General features: G+C 67.1%; 14 protein-coding genes and 1 pseudogene. 4 read left to right on the top strand and 11 right to left on the bottom strand.

Going from position 1 to position 16,985, the window contains the following annotated elements; genetic code table 11:
• From BM162_RS21375 to BM162_RS21335, 9 genes and pseudogenes are all read right to left on the bottom strand, one after another.
• Nucleotides 1–303 (bottom strand): annotated as a pseudogene (locus BM162_RS21375) (MFS transporter); the annotation flags it as partial.
• 162 nt (nucleotides 304–465) lie between these two features.
• Complete coding sequence (locus tag BM162_RS21370) at nucleotides 466–1,479, bottom strand: SIS domain-containing protein (RefSeq protein WP_093425805.1); 1,014 nt, start codon at nucleotides 1,477–1,479, stop codon at nucleotides 466–468.
• 1 nt (nucleotide 1,480) lies between these two features.
• Entirely contained in the window at nucleotides 1,481–2,008 is a 528-nt protein-coding gene (locus BM162_RS21365) for a hypothetical protein (protein ID WP_143096278.1), read from the bottom strand.
• Complete coding sequence (locus BM162_RS21360) at nucleotides 1,989–2,912, bottom strand: carbohydrate kinase family protein (protein ID WP_093425802.1); 924 nt, start codon at nucleotides 2,910–2,912, stop codon at nucleotides 1,989–1,991. Before BM162_RS21360 ends, BM162_RS21365 begins: the two co-directional genes overlap by 20 nt.
• The gene (locus BM162_RS21355) at nucleotides 2,909–3,967 is read right to left on the bottom strand and encodes an ABC transporter ATP-binding protein (protein ID WP_093425801.1); all 1,059 of its coding nucleotides are present in this window, start codon (nucleotides 3,965–3,967) and stop codon (nucleotides 2,909–2,911) included. The genes BM162_RS21360 and BM162_RS21355 overlap by 4 nt, the downstream gene beginning before the upstream one ends.
• A 2-nt stretch (nucleotides 3,968–3,969) precedes the next feature.
• Nucleotides 3,970–5,454, bottom strand: a complete 1,485-nt coding sequence (gene argH, locus BM162_RS21350; protein ID WP_093425799.1) for an argininosuccinate lyase — start codon at nucleotides 5,452–5,454, stop codon at nucleotides 3,970–3,972.
• Complete coding sequence (locus BM162_RS21345; protein ID WP_093425797.1) at nucleotides 5,451–6,341, bottom strand: carbohydrate ABC transporter permease; 891 nt, start codon at nucleotides 6,339–6,341, stop codon at nucleotides 5,451–5,453. Before BM162_RS21345 ends, argH begins: the two co-directional genes overlap by 4 nt.
• A 1-nt stretch (nucleotide 6,342) precedes the next feature.
• Nucleotides 6,343–7,236 (bottom strand): carbohydrate ABC transporter permease, encoded by an 894-nt coding sequence (locus tag BM162_RS21340; RefSeq protein ID WP_093425795.1) that lies wholly within the window; start codon nucleotides 7,234–7,236, stop codon nucleotides 6,343–6,345.
• A gap of 57 nt (nucleotides 7,237–7,293) precedes the next feature.
• The gene (locus BM162_RS21335; RefSeq protein WP_218153161.1) at nucleotides 7,294–8,574 is read right to left on the bottom strand and encodes a sugar ABC transporter substrate-binding protein; all 1,281 of its coding nucleotides are present in this window, start codon (nucleotides 8,572–8,574) and stop codon (nucleotides 7,294–7,296) included.
• A 128-nt stretch (nucleotides 8,575–8,702) separates the two neighbouring features.
• Between BM162_RS21335 and BM162_RS21330 the strand changes: the two genes are divergently transcribed.
• Genes BM162_RS21330 through BM162_RS21320 form a run of 3 tightly spaced genes read left to right on the top strand, consistent with a single transcriptional unit; the run spans nucleotide 8,703 to nucleotide 13,120 of the window.
• Nucleotides 8,703–9,875: an ROK family transcriptional regulator gene (locus BM162_RS21330; RefSeq protein ID WP_093425792.1), complete on the top strand. Its 1,173-nt coding sequence runs from the start codon at nucleotides 8,703–8,705 to the stop codon at nucleotides 9,873–9,875.
• A gap of 25 nt (nucleotides 9,876–9,900) precedes the next feature.
• A complete protein-coding gene (locus tag BM162_RS21325; RefSeq protein ID WP_093425790.1) occupies nucleotides 9,901–12,249 on the top strand; it encodes a PIG-L family deacetylase in 2,349 nt (782 codons plus the stop codon).
• Nucleotides 12,242–13,120, top strand: a complete 879-nt coding sequence (locus BM162_RS21320; protein WP_093425788.1) for a DMT family transporter — start codon at nucleotides 12,242–12,244, stop codon at nucleotides 13,118–13,120. The genes BM162_RS21325 and BM162_RS21320 overlap by 8 nt, the downstream gene beginning before the upstream one ends.
• Nucleotides 13,121–13,127: 7 nt before the next feature.
• Here the strand turns inward: BM162_RS21320 and BM162_RS21315 are convergent, their stop codons facing one another.
• The gene (locus BM162_RS21315) at nucleotides 13,128–13,589 is read right to left on the bottom strand and encodes an Lrp/AsnC family transcriptional regulator (protein WP_093425786.1); all 462 of its coding nucleotides are present in this window, start codon (nucleotides 13,587–13,589) and stop codon (nucleotides 13,128–13,130) included.
• A gap of 107 nt (nucleotides 13,590–13,696) precedes the next feature.
• On the opposite strand from BM162_RS21315, the gene BM162_RS21310 reads away from it, so the two are divergent.
• Complete coding sequence (locus BM162_RS21310) at nucleotides 13,697–15,205, top strand: aminotransferase class V-fold PLP-dependent enzyme (RefSeq protein ID WP_093425784.1); 1,509 nt, start codon at nucleotides 13,697–13,699, stop codon at nucleotides 15,203–15,205.
• A gap of 317 nt (nucleotides 15,206–15,522) precedes the next feature.
• Here BM162_RS21310 and BM162_RS23035 read toward each other — a convergent pair.
• On the bottom strand, nucleotides 15,523–16,985 hold a 1,463-nt coding region (locus BM162_RS23035; protein ID WP_177215327.1), incomplete at its 5' end, for a site-specific integrase.

Below are 16,985 nucleotides of genomic sequence, written 5' to 3'. Positions count from 1 at the left end.
AGCGTAAAGGATGACGAAGGGGATCGGCAGTGCCACGATCCAGCCCCAGATCAGTACGCGGCGCCGGCCGGCCCGCTCGGACAGTCGGCCGGAGACGAAGTTCATCGCACCCTTCACGGCGCCGAACGACACGACGAAAGCGAAGAGTGCGGTCATGGTTCCCTCGGCCACGCCGAACTCGCTCTCCGCCAGGGCCGGGATGACCGTGCGCTGAAGGCCGATGGTCAAGCCGACGAAAAAGACCTGGAGAAGCTGCTCGAGGAACAGGCGCAGGTTGGTGCGTATGCCGAGTTCGTAGAGCACGTGGTTTCTCTCGCTCTCTCCGCCGCAGGGAGGGGGCAGGCTTCGGTAAGAACACGCCAACCGCCGCACAACTCTGCGAGTGCGCTGCCTAACTTGCTCGCGCTGCGGCAGAGTCTCGCCAGCCACCCGATATTCGCTTGAGTCGAGGCAGATGCGAACAGCTCATAGCGTCACCGTCTCCTTGCGGAGGAACTCCGGTCGATCAGGATCCCAGCCTCGAGTGCGGGCGGCTGCCTCGAGCGCCGAATAGAGCGGCACGAGTTGGACCAGCCGGTCCAGCAGGCGCGCCACCGGCGTTTCCGCTGCCGAGGCCGCAAGACCGGGTTCCGCGATGAGGCGGACGCCCTGTGACGTCAGTTTTTCCAGCGTCTGGTCCATGCCCGGCTCCGCAACGGCGCCGAGTGCGAGAACCGGGAAGCCTGCCGTCAGAACGCGTGCGGGACCATGAAGTACCTCGGCGGCCGAGTACGCGGAGGCCTGCACTCCGCAGAGCTCCATCGCCTTCAGCGCGACCTCCCCCACGATCCCGAGGCCGGGTCCGCGCCCAAGCACGAAGAGGCGGTCGATGCGGGCGAAGTCGGTGCACAACTCGCCCCAGTCCACTGTTCTCGCCGCCTCGAACCGGGCGGGCATGGCCTGCAGCGCGTCCTTCAGCGCCACGTCGTCGGTCCAGTGCGCAATGAGCCAGAGCCCGGATAGAACCGAATTCACGTAGCTCTTCGTGGCCGCCACAGCCTTCTCGGGGCCCGCGCAAAGGTCCACGGCGGTGCCGGCGGCCGCGCCAAGCGGGCTGTCCGGGCTGTTGGTGAGCGCGACTGTTTCCGCACCTCCCACGGCGCATGCCTCGGTCGCGGCAACGAGGTCGTGGCTTCGACCGGACTGGCTGATCGCCACGGCGACCGCGTGCGGCAGGTGCAACGCGCCGCCATAGATCGAGGCCACGGACGGCCCGAGCGAGGCAACCGGACGGCCGGTCAGAATCTCGGTAGCGTATTTCAGGCAGGTCGCCGCGTGGTCCGAGGAGCCGCGGGCGATCGTCAAGATGACAGCGGGGTCTCGGGCTACGATCTTGGCGGCGGCCCGGGCAAAATCTGCCTGAGCCGCGTCCTCACAGAGCCGTGCGGCGGCCTCCGGGATCTCGTCGATCTCCCGGCGCATCATGGTCGGTTCTGTCATGTCAGACCTCTCGTTTCATCGCCCGGAAGTTGGCGGCAGTCATGGAAACGGGCGTGCCAGCGTGCCAGTCGAACAGTGAACGGTCCATTTGGGAGAGCGGACCGAGATAGACGTGCAGACCCAGGCTCGGCGTGCCGTCGAGCGCCTGCACGGTGTGGACATCCTCGGCTGACAGAACGTGCATCTCGCCCGCCGCGAGGTCGAGCCACCCGGCGGGGTGCAACGTGCCGTCGATCAATCGCCACAGGCGGTTGCGCTCGCGTCCCCGATAGACACCCAGCACCGCGGGCATACGGTGCTCGTGAGGCGGAAGGATCTCGGATGGCAGAAACCGCTCGTGCCAGACCGAGACCGTTTCGTCCTCGAAGAGCAGCGTCTCGTCCTGCTCCATCTCAGGCATGGATGCGGCGATGTCGTCCGGATGCCGTAGAACATGCGCCATCAGCCGGGACACCGCTGCGAGTGGCGCGTCGTCCCCGGCGGCTTGCCGCGCGGCTGCGACGAAACGATCAAGATCGAAGGTGTACACGATCGTCACCTCTCTTCGACGACAACTCCGACAAGCCCCCGGTTCCGCCGGTGGCCTGCACCGCGGCCGCGCCGCAGGCGTTCCCCTCGGCGAGGCACACGTCGAGCGGCGCCCCGTCGAGCCAACGGTCCAGAAAACCCCCGTTGAACGCGTCCCCTGCCCCGGTCGTGTCGACGACCCGGACCTTGGCGCCGGGGACACTCTTGCGCTCCTCGCCACGAATGGCGACCGCGCCGGCCGCTCCGCGCTTGACCACGGTCAGCGGGGCGGCCCCGGCCGCGATCCCGAGGGACTCCAGCCGCCGGGCTTCTTCCTGGTTCGGCAGGAAGACATCGACTGCCGCGATCAGGTCCGCCACCCGGCGATCCAGGTTATCGTCCCATCCGCAGTCGAGCGACACCGTCATTCCCGCAGCGCGGGCTTCGTCGATCAGCCCGGGAACCTCCTGAAGGGTGCGCAGCTCGCCGATGTGCAGGTGGCGCGCGCCGGCGGCCCGCAACGCCGCGGCATCGAGCGCCGGCAAGGCGGGGCCGCCGTTGTGCGTGAGAAAGGCCCGGTCGCCGCCGGTTGCCATCGCCACGGTGATCTGCGGTGCGACGCCGGAGGCGGCGGGCTGGCAGAGTGATGCGTCGACATCGGCCCTGGCGATCTCGGCCAGCACACTCTTGCCGAAAGGTTCTGCCGGGACCATCGCGGCGAGCGCGGAGCTACGCCCCAGTGCCGCGAAGATGGCGGCCGTGATGAAGGCACCGCCGCCGGCATGCAGGTTCAGGCCCTCTGCGAAAACCTCGGTGTCGAGAGTCGGCAGCCGGGGCACCCCGGTGAAGACGAGATCGCAATAAAGGCGACCGACGCTGAGCACGCGGCCGCGTCCGTCGGACCTCCCGGTTACGGCGTGTGTCACCTCACCACCATCCCCGTCTCGCGGTCGAAGACGTGAAGGTTGTCCGGGTCGGCGCCAAGTCGTACCTGTTCGCCGACGGAGGGCGGGTTGCGGCCATCGGCCTTTGCAACGATCTCGCCCCCCGGCGTGTCGACGTAGATCAGGGTCTCGGCGCCGAGCGGTTCGCGCACGGTGACCTTGCCCTGGATCAGCGCGTCCGTCTCGCGGGGGACCAGGTCGTCGGGCCGCACACCGAGCGTGATACGACCCGAACGAGCCTCGGCCGTCGGCCCCATCGGGAAGGACAGGCCCTCCGGCATGATCACCCGGCCCTCGCTCAGTTCGGCGTCCAGCATGTTCATAGACGGCGCGCCGATAAAGCGGGCCACGAAAGTGTTGGCCGGCTTGTGATAGACCTCGTCCGGCGTGCCCACCTGCTGGATATGGCCGTCCTTCATGATGACGATCCGGTCGGCCATGGTCATCGCCTCGACCTGGTCGTGCGTCACGAAGACGATGGTGTTGCCGACGCGCTGGTGCAGTTTCTTGATTTCGAGCCGCATCTGCGTACGCAGCTGGGCGTCGAGGTTTGAGAGCGGCTCGTCGAAGAGGAAAACGGCCGGATCACGAACCATGGCGCGGCCGATGGCGACGCGCTGGCGCTGACCGCCCGAAAGCTGGTTCGGCTTGCGCTCGAGCAGGTCGGTCATCCCCAGGATCGCGGCGACCTCCTGGATCCGCTTATCCTTGTCGGGCTTCGACATCTTCGAGGAGCGCAGGCCGAAGGCGATGTTCTTCTTGACGCTCATGTGCGGGTAGATGGCGTAGTTCTGGAACACCATCGCGATGTCGCGTTCCTTGGGTTCGAGGTGGTTCACCTCGCGCCCGCCGATCTCGATGACGCCGTCACTGACCTCCTCGAGCCCGGCGATCATGCGCAGCGTCGTGGACTTGCCGCAGCCGGAAGGGCCGACGAAGACGACGAACTCACCGTCGGCCACGTCGAGGTTGATCCCGTGCAGCACCTCGGTCGCACCGTAGCGTTTCACGAGGTTTCTGAGGACGAGTTGGGCCATGCTCAGGTCTCCGTCAGGGCGTTGAACGCGGATGCGAGGCGAGTGGCCGCCTCGTTCCTGCGTGTCGTTCTGTTTCGGGCGGCAGCACGAAGCTCCGCCAGCGTCTCGCGATAGCCCGCCTGCGCCGCCTCCAATGCAGCGGGGGCCGGACCGCCGGTGCGGTCGCGCCGGGCGACGAAGGTATCGGCGGCGACGGCGGTGCGGAAGCCCGCCTCGTCGAGCCCCGGCCCGCGGCCAGTCTGGTCCTCGAAGGCTGCCCGGAAAGCGGCGTAGCCTTGGCGCAGCGGCGCGGCCTCGGCGATCACCGCGCGGGCGGTGGCGGCGGCGATCTCGTGCGCCTGGCGGAAGCTCAGCCCCTCGTCGCGTACCAGCGTGTCGGCCAGCTCCGTGATCGTGACACAGGCCGCATCCATGTTCGCCGCCACACGGTCGGCACGAATAGAACAGGACGGAAGGAAGGCGGCCAGCAGGTCGAGCACCCTGCCCCCGCTCTCGAAGGCCGCGTAGCCTGCCTGCTGCACCTCGCCCTCGCTGTCGTTCATGTCGGTGAAGGGCGTGTTGTGCATGGTGTTCACCACCATGTCGCACCGCCCGGCAGTCACGCTCGCCAGGTGGCGCATGTGCTCGATGGGCACCGGGTTGCGCTTCTGCGGCATGATCGAGCTGATCTGGACGAGGCTGTTGGGCACGTAGAGCTGCCCGACCTCGAAGCTCGACCAGAAGGCCATGTCCTGCACCACGCGGCCGAGGTGGACGAAGACCAGCTTCACCGCCGAGTACAGGCCGGTGACGTAGTCGACGCTGGCAATGCAGCCGTAGCTGTTCACGAGCACCCCCTCGAAGCCCAGCAGGTCGGCCACGCGTTCGCGGTCGATCGGGAAGCCCGAGGTCGTGATCGCCGCCGCGCCCATCGGGCAGTGCTCCAGCCCGTCGATGGCCGCGCTCAGCCGCGCGGCGTCGCGCAGCAGCACTTCGAGCGCGGCGCAGAGGTAGTGGCCGAAGGTCGTCGGCTGCGCGGGCTGCCCGTGAGTATAGGCGACGATCAGGGTTTCGGCCTCGGCCTCGGCCTTGGCGCTCAGCGCCTCGGCCAGGGTCAGGAGCTGACCCAGCATCGCTTCGGCCCGTTCGCGCAAGGCCATCTTGAACAGCGTGTGGTCCATGTCATTGCGCGAGCGCGCCGTGTGCAGCGCCCCGCCGAGGTCGCCCAGGCGGCGCTTCAGCTCGGCCTCGACGAGGAAGAAGTAATCCTCGTACTCGCCGGTGTATTCGAGCGCCGGAACGTCGACCTCCTCGGCGATGGCGGCGAGCGCCCCGGCGATCCGCGCGCCGTCGTCGGCGGAAAGGATCCCCGACTCGACCAGCATCACCAGATGCGCGCGGTTGATCGCGTCCATGTGCCCCGCGAAGTGGGTTTTCACCCCCTCGAAGAGCGGCGCGAGCACCGTGTCGCGGTATACGGGATCGGGAAACTTCGAAGTGTCGCTCATCCCTTGAGCCCCGCCATGACCACGCCGCGGATGATGAAGCGTTGAAAGATGAGGAAGACCACCAACGTCGGGATCGTCGAGATCGCGGCACCCGTCATGATCAGCTCCCAGGCCACGTCGGCCTCGTCACCGAAGCTCGAAAGACCAACCGGCAAGGTGTACATGTCGGTCGAGTTGGTCACGATCAGCGGCCACAGAAAGGCGGTCCAGTTGCCGAGGAAGACGAAGATCGCGAGCGCGGCCAGCGCCGGTTTCACCAGCGGCATCGCCACCGTCCACCAGATCTGGAACTCGTTCAGGCCGTCGATGCGCGCGGCCTCGATGAAGTCGTCGGGCACGCTCTCGAAGAACTGCTTCATCAGGAACGTCCCGAAGGCCGTCATCAGGCCGGGGAACATGATGCCCCAGTAGGAGTCCAGCCAGCCGAAGCTCTGGCTCATGAGGTACCACGGGATCACCAGCATCTCTGTCGGGATCATCAGTGTGGAGAGGATCGCGATGAAGACGAGTTGCCGGCCCGGGAAGCGGAACTTGCACAGCGTGTAGCCGATCAGGCTGTCGAAGAAGAGGTTCGACACCGTGGTGATCGCCGCGATGAGAAGCGAGTTCCAGAACCACAGGTAGAAGCGGCCGTCCTCGAGAACGTACGCGTAATTGTCGAGCGTGGGTTCCTCGGGGATGAGGTTCACGTTGTAAACCTCGAACGGCCACTTCAGCGACGTCGAAATCATGTAGGCGATCGGCATCACCATCAGGATGCCGCCCGCAAAGAGCAGCATCCACCGGATGATCTGGCCCATGTTGCGGGGCCGCCGGGAGGGGCCTGCGCGAAACAGGGCGTCAGAGGTCGGCCGGGCCTGGTCGGGAACGTCGGGCGCGATTGTCATGTCACTCGCTCCTCAGCAGGCGCAGCTGAATCAGGCTGACGATCAGAAGGATCAGGAAAAGCACGACCGTCTGGGCCGCGGCATATCCCATGTCGAAGTCGTCGAAGGCGGTGCCGTAGATCATCAGCACCAGCGGCTTGGTCGAGTTCAGCGGCCCGCCGGGATTGTTCGTCGTCATGTTGTAGACGTGGTCGAAGATCCGCAGGAAACCGATCGAGCTGAAGACGACGATGAAGACGATCGTCGGGCGCAGCAGCGGAATGGTGATCTGCGTCAGCACCGTCCACCAGCCGACGCCGTCGATCCGCGCGGCTTCGTAATAGCTCACCGGGATCGCCCGCAGGCCGGCCATAAAGATGATGATCTGGAAGCCCAGCCCCGCCCAGACCGCCGGCGCCAGTACCGACGGAAGTGCGTAGCTGGTCGAGTTCAGAAACTCGATCTGTGAGATGCCGACCTGCGCCAGAAGGTTGTTGAACAGGCCCGTCGGGACCGGCTGATAGAACCAGCGCCAGACCCAGGCCATCGCAACCGCGCTCGTCATGAATGGAAGGAAGTACAGCATCCGCAGGGTGCCGTGCATGAACCGCACCTTGTCGAGCTGATAGGCGATGATGAAGCTCAGCACGAGGCTGATCGGCGTGCCGATGATGAGGTAGAGGAAGGTGTTCTTGAACACCTTCCAGAACACCGGGTCGGCCACGAGCTTCTGGTAGTTCTCGAGCCCCGCCCAGGTCCGGTCGCCCAGCAGGTTCCAGTTCTGGAAGCTGATCATGATCGCGTTGCCGGTCGGGTAGAACCGGATGATCACGTAGAACAGGACCGGCACGGCAAGGAACGCCCAGGCCCAGGCGATCTGCTTCTGCCGGATCGAGAGGTTGCGGTAGAATGGCATGCCGTCGAGCTCCGTTGGATGTCGCGCACCTGCGGACGGCCCGGAAAGGCCGCGGCGTCAGGGCGACGGGCGCGGATGCGAGCTCCGCCGCAATGGGAGCGGCGGAGCCTTCTGCTCTTCCTCGGCGGCGATCGCGAGGCTCTCTTCCAGCGGCATGCCCTGGATGTCGGTGCGCGCCACCATGTCCATCAGCACCTGGCGCTGTGCGCTCTCGTTGGCGAAGATCGTGGTATGCGCGTTCTCGAGGCCGCGGATGAACGGTCCGTAGACCGGGTCGTTCGCGTTCTCCTCGGTCAGGCCGACGGAGGGCTTCGCCGGGAGCTCGCCGACCACTTCGAGCCAGATCTGCATCGCCTCGTCGGAGGTGATGTATTCCATGAACTTCACGGCGGCGTCGTATTCCTCGCCCTCGGCCTTCGAGGTAATCGCATTCACCCAATAGCTCGAGTAGTTCGAAGCCGTGCCGTCGGGACCGACCGGCAGTTCTGCGACGCCCCACTTCAGGCCACGCATGTCCGCCAACGAGCCGACGCGGAACGAGCCGTCGATGTGCATGCCGGCGCGACCGGCCTTGAAAGCCGCCTGCGGCTCATCCATGAAGCTCGACGAGGTCACTTCGTGGGTCTTCTCAAGATCGGTGTAGAACTCGAGCGCCTTCAACCCGGCCTCGTTGTTGTAGTTCACGGTCCGATAGTCATCGAGATAGGGCTCGCCGCCGAACTGGCGGATCAGCACTTCGCGGAACCAGTGATGGTCCTGCGCGGTCATGCCGGTGGTCAGGCCGACCTGCGTGATGTTGCCCGCACCGTCTTTCTTGGTGAGCTTCTTGGCGTCCTCGACGAGTTCGTCGAGCGTCTCGGGCGGGCCGTCGATGCCGGCTTCCTCGAACAGGCGCTCGTTGTAGAACAGCGCGAGCGAGCGCACCGCGGTCGGCAGCGCGTAATACTGACCATCGCGCTTCATCGCCTGGACCATCGGGAAGAAGGCCTCGTCGATCTGGTCGGCGGGAAAGGCTTCCTCGGGCAGCGGCTGGATCAGGCCCGCCTCGATATAATCGTTCAGCCACCCGTAGAAGAGCTGCACCACGTCGGGCCCCTCGCCCGCCGGGATGGCGGCAGCGACCTTCGTGCGGTAGTCCGCATAGGGGAAGGTCGTCATCTTCACGGTGATGTCGGGGTTCGCCTCCTCGAAGTTCTCGATCAGCTGCTCCATGGCGTCGACGCGGGCGTCGTAGAAATACTGCCAATACTCGATCTCGACTGCGTTCGCCGCGCCAGCGCACAGCACAGCTGAACTCGCCAGACCTGCGAGGGCCGTCATCCTCATCGACTTCATCATGATTCCTCTCCCGTTGGCGGGTGTCCTGCGCACCCTTCACCTTCCGGCGGCGAGGTCGGTGCCGCCGCCTGACCGTGGTTAACTCAACACGCTTGAGTGATCAACTGTGTTGAGTTAATCAGTTCTCGATGTTGTCGATCCTTCCACCACGCAGCACGAGCGCCGAGCGGGCCCGGAGCCACAACCGGCGGCTGGTCCTGGGCCACGTCCACGCGACGGGCGAGATCGGACGGGCCGAACTCTCCCGCGCCTGCGGACTGACGATCCAAGCGGTCTCGAACATCATCGCCGAATTGGAGCAGGAGGGCCTGATCCGGGAGACCGGCCGCCGGAGCACCGGCCGCGGCCTTCCCGCCACGCTCTACGGGATCAACCCGGGCGGCGCCTGCGCCCTCGGAGTCGAGGTCCGTCCCGACGCACTGCTCGCCGCGCTGCTCGATCTGAACGGCGGCGCCATCTTCACCACCCGCCGCGCCCTGAACGATGCGCACCCGACCGCAGTCACGCAGGAGCTCCGGGCGCTGCGCGAAGAGCTGAAGAGCGCACACCCGGACGTGGTGTCCCGGCTCCTCGGGGCAGGCGTGGTCATGCCCGGCCCGTTCGGCGCGACGGGGCTGTCGGGCACCGCCTCGGACCTGCCTGGCTGGCAGGAGACGGACGCGCGTCAGGTCTTCGCGGAAGCGCTCGGCGTGCCGATCGACCTCGACAACGACGCCAACGCAGCCGCCATGGCGGAGCGGGTGAAGGGCGTGGCCCAAGGACTGAACGACTACGCCTACCTCTATTTCGGAACCGGCGTGGGCCTGGGCCTCGTGAGCGGCGGACGCCGCGTCGCGGGCGCTTTCGGCAATGCGGGCGAGATCGGGCACCTGCGCGTTCAGACACCCGACGGGAGCCGGGCGCTGGAGGAACTGGCCAGCCGTCTCTCGCTGCAGCACAGGCTGGCGGGCCGGGGGCACGGAACGATCAATTTCGACAGGCTCTCGGCGCTCGACGCCGCGGGCGACGCGATCCTCGAGGAGTGGATCGCCACCGCCGCCTCCGCGCTCGGGCAGGCCGTGCATGTGATCGAGAACCTCTTCGACCCGGAGACAGTGATCCTCGGTGGCGCACTGCCAGAGCGCATCGTCGACCGGCTCATCTCCCGCGTCCCCCTGCCCGACGGCTCGGTGTCAAACCGGCCCGACCGCGTGCGCGCGCGCTTGCTGCGGGGCGATTGCGGGCGGCTTACCGCGACGCTCGGCGCCGCCGCCCTGATCCTCGACCGCGCCTTCAGCCCGCAGCTCGGCGCGCTCGACTGACAGCCATTCCCGACAGGAGCTTTCGATGCCACTGACCGATCCCGCCCGCCTGTCCGCCGAAGCCCGCGCGCCGCATGTCGTTTCCCTGTGGCGCGCCCTGCAGCCGCTCCAGACCGTCGTCAGCTTCATGAACACCGGCGCCCATCCCGACGACGAGACCTCTGCGATGCTGGCAGCACTCGCCTGGCGCGACGGGGTCGACATCTCCTACGCCTGCTCCACCCGCGGCGAGGGCGGCCAGAACGACATCGGCACGGAAGCCGGCCCGGCGCTCGGCGTACTGCGCACCGCCGAGATGGAGGCCGCCTGCGATGTGCTCGGCCTGCGCATGTACTGGCTGTCGGAATCACCCGACGACACGATCTTCGATTTCGGCTTCTCGAAGTCCGGCGTAGAGACGCTCGGCCGCTGGGGTCGCGACCGCACACTGGCCCGCTTTATCCACATTCTACGGCGCGAGCGCCCGGACATCATCTGCCCCACCTTCCTCGACGTGCCAGGGCAGCACGGCCACCACCGCGCCATGACCGAGGCGGCGCATCTCGTGATGGATCTGGCCGCCGATCCGGACTTCGCCGGCAGCGATCTGCCGCCGTGGCAGGTGAAGAAGCTCTACCTTCCCGCCTGGTCCGGCGCCGGCCAGGCCTATGACGATGACCTGCCACCGCCCCCCGCGACCCTCACTATTCCCGGCAAGGGGCTGGACCCGGTGACCGGCTGGAGCTTCGAGCGGATCGGCCAGCAGTCGCGCGCCTGCCACGCGACGCAGGCCATGGGCAAGTGGATCTCGGCAGGCACCGAGCGGGATTTCCCCCTGCATCTCAAGGACAGCCGCGTCGCGGGCCCGGACGGAACACTGGTCAGCGGCCTTGCTGCGCGCCTGCCCGACCTGAAGGACTGTCCGCATCTCGCGGCAGCGCAGGAGGCCTGTGATGCAGCCCGGAGCGCCTTCCCCGAAGCGGCTGTCGTGCTGGCGCACCTTAGCCACGCGCTGGCCGAGCTGCGCGAGGCCGATAGTCGCCTGACACAGGATGAACGAGCAGCCTTCGGCCACAAGCTCCGCCGCAAGGAAGAACAGCTGTCGCTCGCCATTCGGCACGCGGCACGCGTCGAGGTCTTCGGCTTCACGGACCTGGACTTCGTGCGTCCCGGCGGGACGACGGCGCTAACGGTCGAAACGCGACAGGGCGATGCCGAGCACGTTGAGGTGCGGCCCGAATTGCCCCAAGGCTGGGTCGCCGAAGGCGGGACGCTCGCCGTCACCTTCGAGGCCGCGACCAGCGCCCCCTACCCCGACACCTATCTGCCCGGACAACCCGCCGCGCCGTGCCTCCTGTCCCGCGTGACGGCGAACGGCGTGACCTCGGAGACGCGCGTGCCCCTGTCCCTGCCGCCCGTCGTCCTGCCGGATCGGACCGCAGCGCTTGCGCCCACGGCGGCCGTCCTCAACACCGCCCAGTCGGAGCGCCGATTTTCGGTTGCCCTCTCCGACGTTGCGCCGAAGGGCGCCGATGCCGCGCTGGAGGTTCCGAAGGGATGGACAGCCGAGCGAACCGACGGGGGCTTCGACGTGACGGCGCCCGAGACGCTGACCGACGGCGCCTACACGCTGCGGCTGACGCTCGACGGGCAGCCCGCGCAGACGCTCATCCGGGTCTCCCATCCGCATACCGCGCCTCGCGCGCTGGCGCAGCCTGCGGAGGTCGCCGTGCGCGCGGTGGCCGTGGAAACGCCCGAGGCGCGGATCGGATATGTCGGCGGCGGCAACGACCGGGTGGATTGCTGGCTGGCGGCCATCGGGCTCGACGTCACCGTAATAGAGGACCGGGACCTCGAGACGCCCTCGCGCCTCGCCCGCTTCGACACGATTGTCGTGGGCATCTTCGCCATGCGCTTTCGCGAGGGGCTGGCCGAAGCCATGCCCCGCATCCACGACTGGGTGCGCGCCGGCGGAACGCTGGTCACGCTCTACCACCGTCCTTGGGACGCGTGGGACCCTGATGCCATTCCGCCCGCGAGGCTCGAAATCGGCCAACCGTCCCTGCGCTGGCGCGTCACGGACGAAAATGCCGAGGTGACCGTGCTGAGCGACCATCCCGCCCTTGAGCGCCCTAACCGCCTCGCGACGGAGGACTGGGCGGATTGGCACAAGGAGCGCGGCCTCTACTTCGCGAAGGAGTGGGACGAGGCCTACACCCCGCTTCTGTCGATGCACGATGCGGACGAGGCACCGCTCGAGGGGGCACTGCTCGTCGCCGATATCGGCAAAGGGCGGCACGTCCACACCTCGCTGATCCTGCATCACCAGATGGAGCGGCTGACGCCCGGTGCCTTCCGGCTGATGGCGAACCTCGTCACGCCGCGAGATGAGTGACGCCGCGGCCGAGCCTCCTCGCAACCTGGCGGGCGGGGCTTGGCTGATTGCTGACCTGAGCCTGAACATCTGGGCGCTCAGCATCGTCAAGGCGATGGGGCTCGACTTCCCGCCGACCCAGCTCGTGTTCCTCCGCGCCCTCGCGGGCTTCCTGCTGATGCTGCCATGGATCTGGCGCGAGCGCGGCGCCTTCGCCGGGCTCGACGATCTCCCGCTGCACCTTCTGAGAGTTGCACTCTCGACCGTCACTCTGACAGCAAGTTTCTTCGCCATCGCCCGCGTACCTTTCGCCCTGTTCACGGCGGTCAACTTCACGCGGCCGCTGATCCTGATGGCCATGGCGGCGCTCTTTCTGTCCGAGCGCGTCGCGCCCCGGCGCTGGCTGGCAGGGCTGGTCGCCCTGACCGGCGTTCTGATCGCCGTCGAGCCGGACCCGTCAGGCGGCTTCAACTGGGGCCTCCCGGCTCTCATCCTGACCGTCTTCGCCGGAACAGGCGCGGTGATCGTCACGCGGCGGTTGAGGGCCACGCCGACCATCGTCCTGATGACCTTCTACACCGGCGGCCTCGCGCTGCTGATCGCTCCGTTCGCGGCTGCCAACTGGCAGCCGGTCGCCGCGGATGAATGGCCGGCGCTCGTCGCGGTCGGCCTCTTCGCGCAGTCGGCACAGTTCTGCTTCCTGCAAGCCCACAAGCGGGCCGAGGCGGCATTCCTGGCGGTGCTGGGCTACGGGTCGCTCGTGATGTCCGCGACCGTGGGCTACGTTGTCTTCGGCGAGCCCGTCACCCTGCGCTTCGCCGTCGGCGCCTCCCTCATCGTCTGCGCCGCCGCCTGGGGCACCATCTTCGCGCCCCGTCGGCGTGCCCCTTGAGGGCTGCTCAGAGCGGGATCGGCCGGTCCTCGAGGATCGCCTCCATGGCGAAGTAGGACGTGACTGCGTCAAGCTCAATCTTGCCGATCAGCTGCTGGTACACGCGGTCGAAGCTGGTCATGTCGTCGGTCACGATCTTGATCATGTAGTCGTAGTCTCCGCCGATGCGGTAGAAGTCGACGATGTCCGGGATACTCGTCACGTGGTTGCGGAAGGTCGACAGCCATTCGATGGAATGACGCCGCGTCCGCAGCATCGTGAAGACGACCAGCTTCTTTCCCAGTGCCACGCGGTCGAGCTTCGTCCTGCGGCCCGCGATGATCCCCTGCGCCTCCAGGTTCCGCAGCCGCCGCCAGCAGGCGTTCTGAGACAACCCGACCCGCTCGGCCAGCTCTCGCTGACTCATGCCGCCATCCCTCTGGATCGCTGCGAGGATGCGCCTGTCGATATGATCGATTTTGCCCGCCATGCTTCGATCATTATCACCGCCGATATGTCAGTACACGGGTAAATGAGAGATGAATTCGCGCCTCGGCCTGTTCATCCTGCTGCCAACCGGCTTGCGAGGGAGATGACATGACGGCACTTTCGGATTTCAGAAGAAGTCTTGACGGCTCCGACCTGCCGGACCGTCTGCGCCGCGGCCTCATCGGAGAGGGATTGCGGTTCGAGACGCCGTTCGGCGCGCGCGAGTTGCTCTACGCCGACTACACCGCCTCCGGCCGCTCGCTGCGGCAGGTGGAGGACTTCGTGCTGGAGCGCATCCTCCCCTTCTACGCCAACAGCCACACGGAGGCGTCCTTCTGCGGCATGACCATGACCCGCATGCGGGAGGAGGCGCGTGCAATGATCGCGCGCCTGGTCCATGCGGACGAGAACTGTCACGTCCTCTTCACCGGCTCTGGTGCGACCGCCGGGCTGAACCGGATCGTTCACCTCCTCGAACTCCCGCGGCGCGTGGCCGCCGGGGAGAGTGTCGTCGTGCTGACGGGGCCTTACGAGCACCATTCCAACATCCTTCCCTGGCGCGAGAGCGGCGCGCGGGTCGTCGCCGTGCCGGAAGTTCTCGGCGGCGGACCCGACCTGTCCCGTCTCGCGGAAGAACTCGACGCCGCCCGCGATGCGGACCTGGTCGTCGGCAGTTTCTCGGCTGCGTCAAACGTCACGGGAATTCTGACCGACCCGGACCCGGTCACGCGCCTCCTGAAGTCGCGCGGCGCACTCGCCGTCTGGGACTATGCCGGCGGAGCGCCGTACCTGCCCATGGACATGACGCCGGCGGCGGGCTGCGCCAAGGACGCCATCGTGTTCTCGCCCCACAAGTTCCCGGGCGGCCCCGGCGCCTCGGGCGTCACGGTCGTCCGCGACACCATCGTCCGGAGCGACACGCCCACCTGCCCGGGCGGCGGCACGGTGGACTTTGTCTCGCCGTGGCGTCACGTCTACTCCACTCGCGTCGAGGCGCGCGAGGAGGGCGGCACACCCAATGTCATCGGAGACATCCGTGCAGCCCTCGCGATGCTCGTAAAGGACGCAGTGGGCCTCGAATGCATCGTCGAGCGGGACAAGGAACTGCGTCGGAGGGGCCTTGCGAGGCTCCGCAAATGCGACCGCATCGAACTGCTCGGTACGGACACGGAAAATGCGCTTCCCATCTTCTCCTTCCGCGTTCGGAACAACACGGGCGGCTTCATCCATCATCAGTTGTTCAGCCGCATGCTGTCCGACATTCACGGCATCCAGGTCCGCGGCGGATGTGCCTGTGCCGGTCCGTACGCCCACACGCTCCTTTGCCTAAACCAGCAGCAGTCCGAGGATCTTCTCCGCCGCCTTTCGGAGGGCGAGGAACTGGAAAAGCCGGGCTGGGTCCGCCTCAATCTCAGCTACCTGCTCAGCGACGAACAGGCCGACCGGATCCTCGACGCCGTGACCCGCCTCGCCTCCCAAGCGGACCGCTGGGCGGCCTGTTACCGGGGCGAAGCGCGCACGGCTCGCTTCACCGCCTCAGTTGATCGCGCCTCGAGTCCGGAGGCACGCCGACCACCCGCAGAGCACGCTCAGAGGCTCCAGCGTACACTGCCGTAGTCAAGGAGCCGTTGGCGACAACAGGTTCTTTCGTGGCGGAAGTCCGCCGCCTGCTGGAATCGGCGGGCTGGACAACGAACGCGACGACCATCCCAGCCGGTCATGGCGGCTCGTGTCTGCCCCGCTCACAGGCGGCTCTGTCGTCGCGGAGGCCACCTGCGCGGCTCTCGGCCAAACTTCCCGTGTCCTCATGAAGCTGAGGCAGCGCGGTCGAAACACCTTGTTCCCTCGCAGGCGCAGCAGAAGCCAGCAAAGCAGCGCTTTAAGAAGTGGTGGATGTCCGGCCTGGGCCGGCCGCGACGAGGCGCCGGGCGCGCTCATCCCACGAGCCGCAGGCCCTGCGCCGCCGCCCGGGACGTGGCCGGTTGCCCGGGCTCGTCGCGGAACGGGCTTCGGACCATCGAGAGATCGACCTTCACGGAGTGCAGCCGGCTGGCGAGCGCCTCGATGCCGAGGCTCTGTCCGTAGGAGCGGTCGCCCTCGTCGGTCCGGGCATGGCCCATGAGCCGGCAGCGGATCGCGTCGGACTTGTCGTCGGACAGGAGATCGTTGTGGAAGGTCGTGCGCAGCGCGTGAAAATCGAGGCCCGCCCAGTAGATGTCGTGCTTCCTGCGGTAATAGGCGAAGGACTTGCTGAAGTTCGCGGAGAAGGTCCCCTTGCACTTGCCGCGGGTGAGAAAGGGAAAGAGCCGGATGTGGCCCTGCCTGCGGCGCAGCTCGACGAGTTTCAGGAGGCCCAGCTCGACCAGCTGCGGGTGCACGGGGACGGTCCGCTCGCTGGTGAGGGTCTTCACGCCGTTGATGATCGTGTTGCGCACGCGCATGTATGGAATGCCCCGGTCGGAGCCGAAGTCCTCGGGCCCGAGCTGCAGGCATTCCTCCATGCGGAATCCCTGGAGCCGCGCGATCAGCGGCGCCCAGAACAGCGGGTCGCCCACGTCCTCGAGCTCCTCGCGGAAGACGGGCGAGCCGAAGAGCGCGTGGATGCGGTCGTCCCAGGCGACGCGGCCATGGTTCTCTTCGGTCTTTTTCAGCTCGGCCAGCTCGGCATTGGTCCAGTTGCAGATCGCGAAGGGGTTCCGGTCGACGAGCTGCATGTCCCACAGCATCTCGCCCACCGCGCGCAGGACGCGGCCATGCTTGACGTAGGTGTTGACGCTCAGCCGCTTGACGTGGCTCTCGAGGCGGATCCTGTCGATCTGCTCGGCGGTGGCGCCCTCGCGCTCCGCCGTCCTGGCGGCGGCGGCCCCGTTTGCCTCCCTGGCGTCGGCGCGTTCGATCAGCTCCAGATAGCTGACATCGTCCCGGTCGGCTGCCGACTTGCCGTGGTTGCTGGGGATTCTCCAGAGCAGCTCCAGCGCGTCACTGACGGCATCGATCTCGGTTTCGTCGACGGGGCCGTCGCCGAGGGCCTCGGACCAGAAGTTGAGCGCCAGGCGCTGGTTGCTGGTGTTTTCCCTGGCCCACTTCCGCCCTCTCTCGGAATAGCACTTCTGGCCCTCTCCGAATCCTTTCAGGTAGCCGAGGCCGCGCAGCTCGAAATAGAGCGTGATCGCCTCCACCACGGTGATGCCGCGCTGCTTCTCCAGCGCGGCGCGCGACTCCTCGGACAGGCGCCTCCTGTCGACGAAGATGCGCGGCGGACGGCAGGAAATCCGGAGCTTCTGCCATGCCACCGGATCGAGGCCCTCGGGCCTCTCCAGCCCGGCCGGCAGGATAACATCTGCGCCCGCGTCGGCCTCGTCCGCCTCGGCGTTCATTTCCGACGGCGCGGAGGCGG

Source organism: Tranquillimonas alkanivorans (assembly GCF_900115595.1).
Taxonomy (GTDB): Bacteria; Pseudomonadota; Alphaproteobacteria; order Rhodobacterales; family Rhodobacteraceae; genus Tranquillimonas; species Tranquillimonas alkanivorans.
Note: the sequence above shows the minus strand (reverse complement) of the source record. Positions and strands in the feature narration are given on the sequence as shown.

Excerpts from the sequence above, each read along its gene's own strand:
- BM162_RS21370 (WP_093425805.1), bottom strand. The coding sequence starts at position 1,479 with ATGACAGAACCGACCATGATGCGCCGGGAGATCGACGAGATCCCGGAG.
- BM162_RS21355 (WP_093425801.1), bottom strand. The coding sequence starts at position 3,967 with ATGGCCCAACTCGTCCTCAGAAACCTCGTGAAACGCTACGGTGCGACC.
- argH (WP_093425799.1), bottom strand. The coding sequence starts at position 5,454 with ATGAGCGACACTTCGAAGTTTCCCGATCCCGTATACCGCGACACGGTG.
- BM162_RS21345 (WP_093425797.1), bottom strand. The coding sequence starts at position 6,341 with ATGACAATCGCGCCCGACGTTCCCGACCAGGCCCGGCCGACCTCTGAC.
- BM162_RS21340 (WP_093425795.1), bottom strand. The coding sequence starts at position 7,236 with ATGCCATTCTACCGCAACCTCTCGATCCGGCAGAAGCAGATCGCCTGG.
- BM162_RS21335 (WP_218153161.1), bottom strand. The coding sequence starts at position 8,574 with ATGATGAAGTCGATGAGGATGACGGCCCTCGCAGGTCTGGCGAGTTCA.
- BM162_RS21330 (WP_093425792.1), top strand. The coding sequence starts at position 8,703 with ATGTTGTCGATCCTTCCACCACGCAGCACGAGCGCCGAGCGGGCCCGG.
- BM162_RS21325 (WP_093425790.1), top strand. The coding sequence starts at position 9,901 with ATGCCACTGACCGATCCCGCCCGCCTGTCCGCCGAAGCCCGCGCGCCG.
- BM162_RS21320 (WP_093425788.1), top strand. The coding sequence starts at position 12,242 with ATGAGTGACGCCGCGGCCGAGCCTCCTCGCAACCTGGCGGGCGGGGCT.
- BM162_RS21315 (WP_093425786.1), bottom strand. The coding sequence starts at position 13,589 with ATGGCGGGCAAAATCGATCATATCGACAGGCGCATCCTCGCAGCGATC.
- BM162_RS21310 (WP_093425784.1), top strand. The coding sequence starts at position 13,697 with ATGACGGCACTTTCGGATTTCAGAAGAAGTCTTGACGGCTCCGACCTG.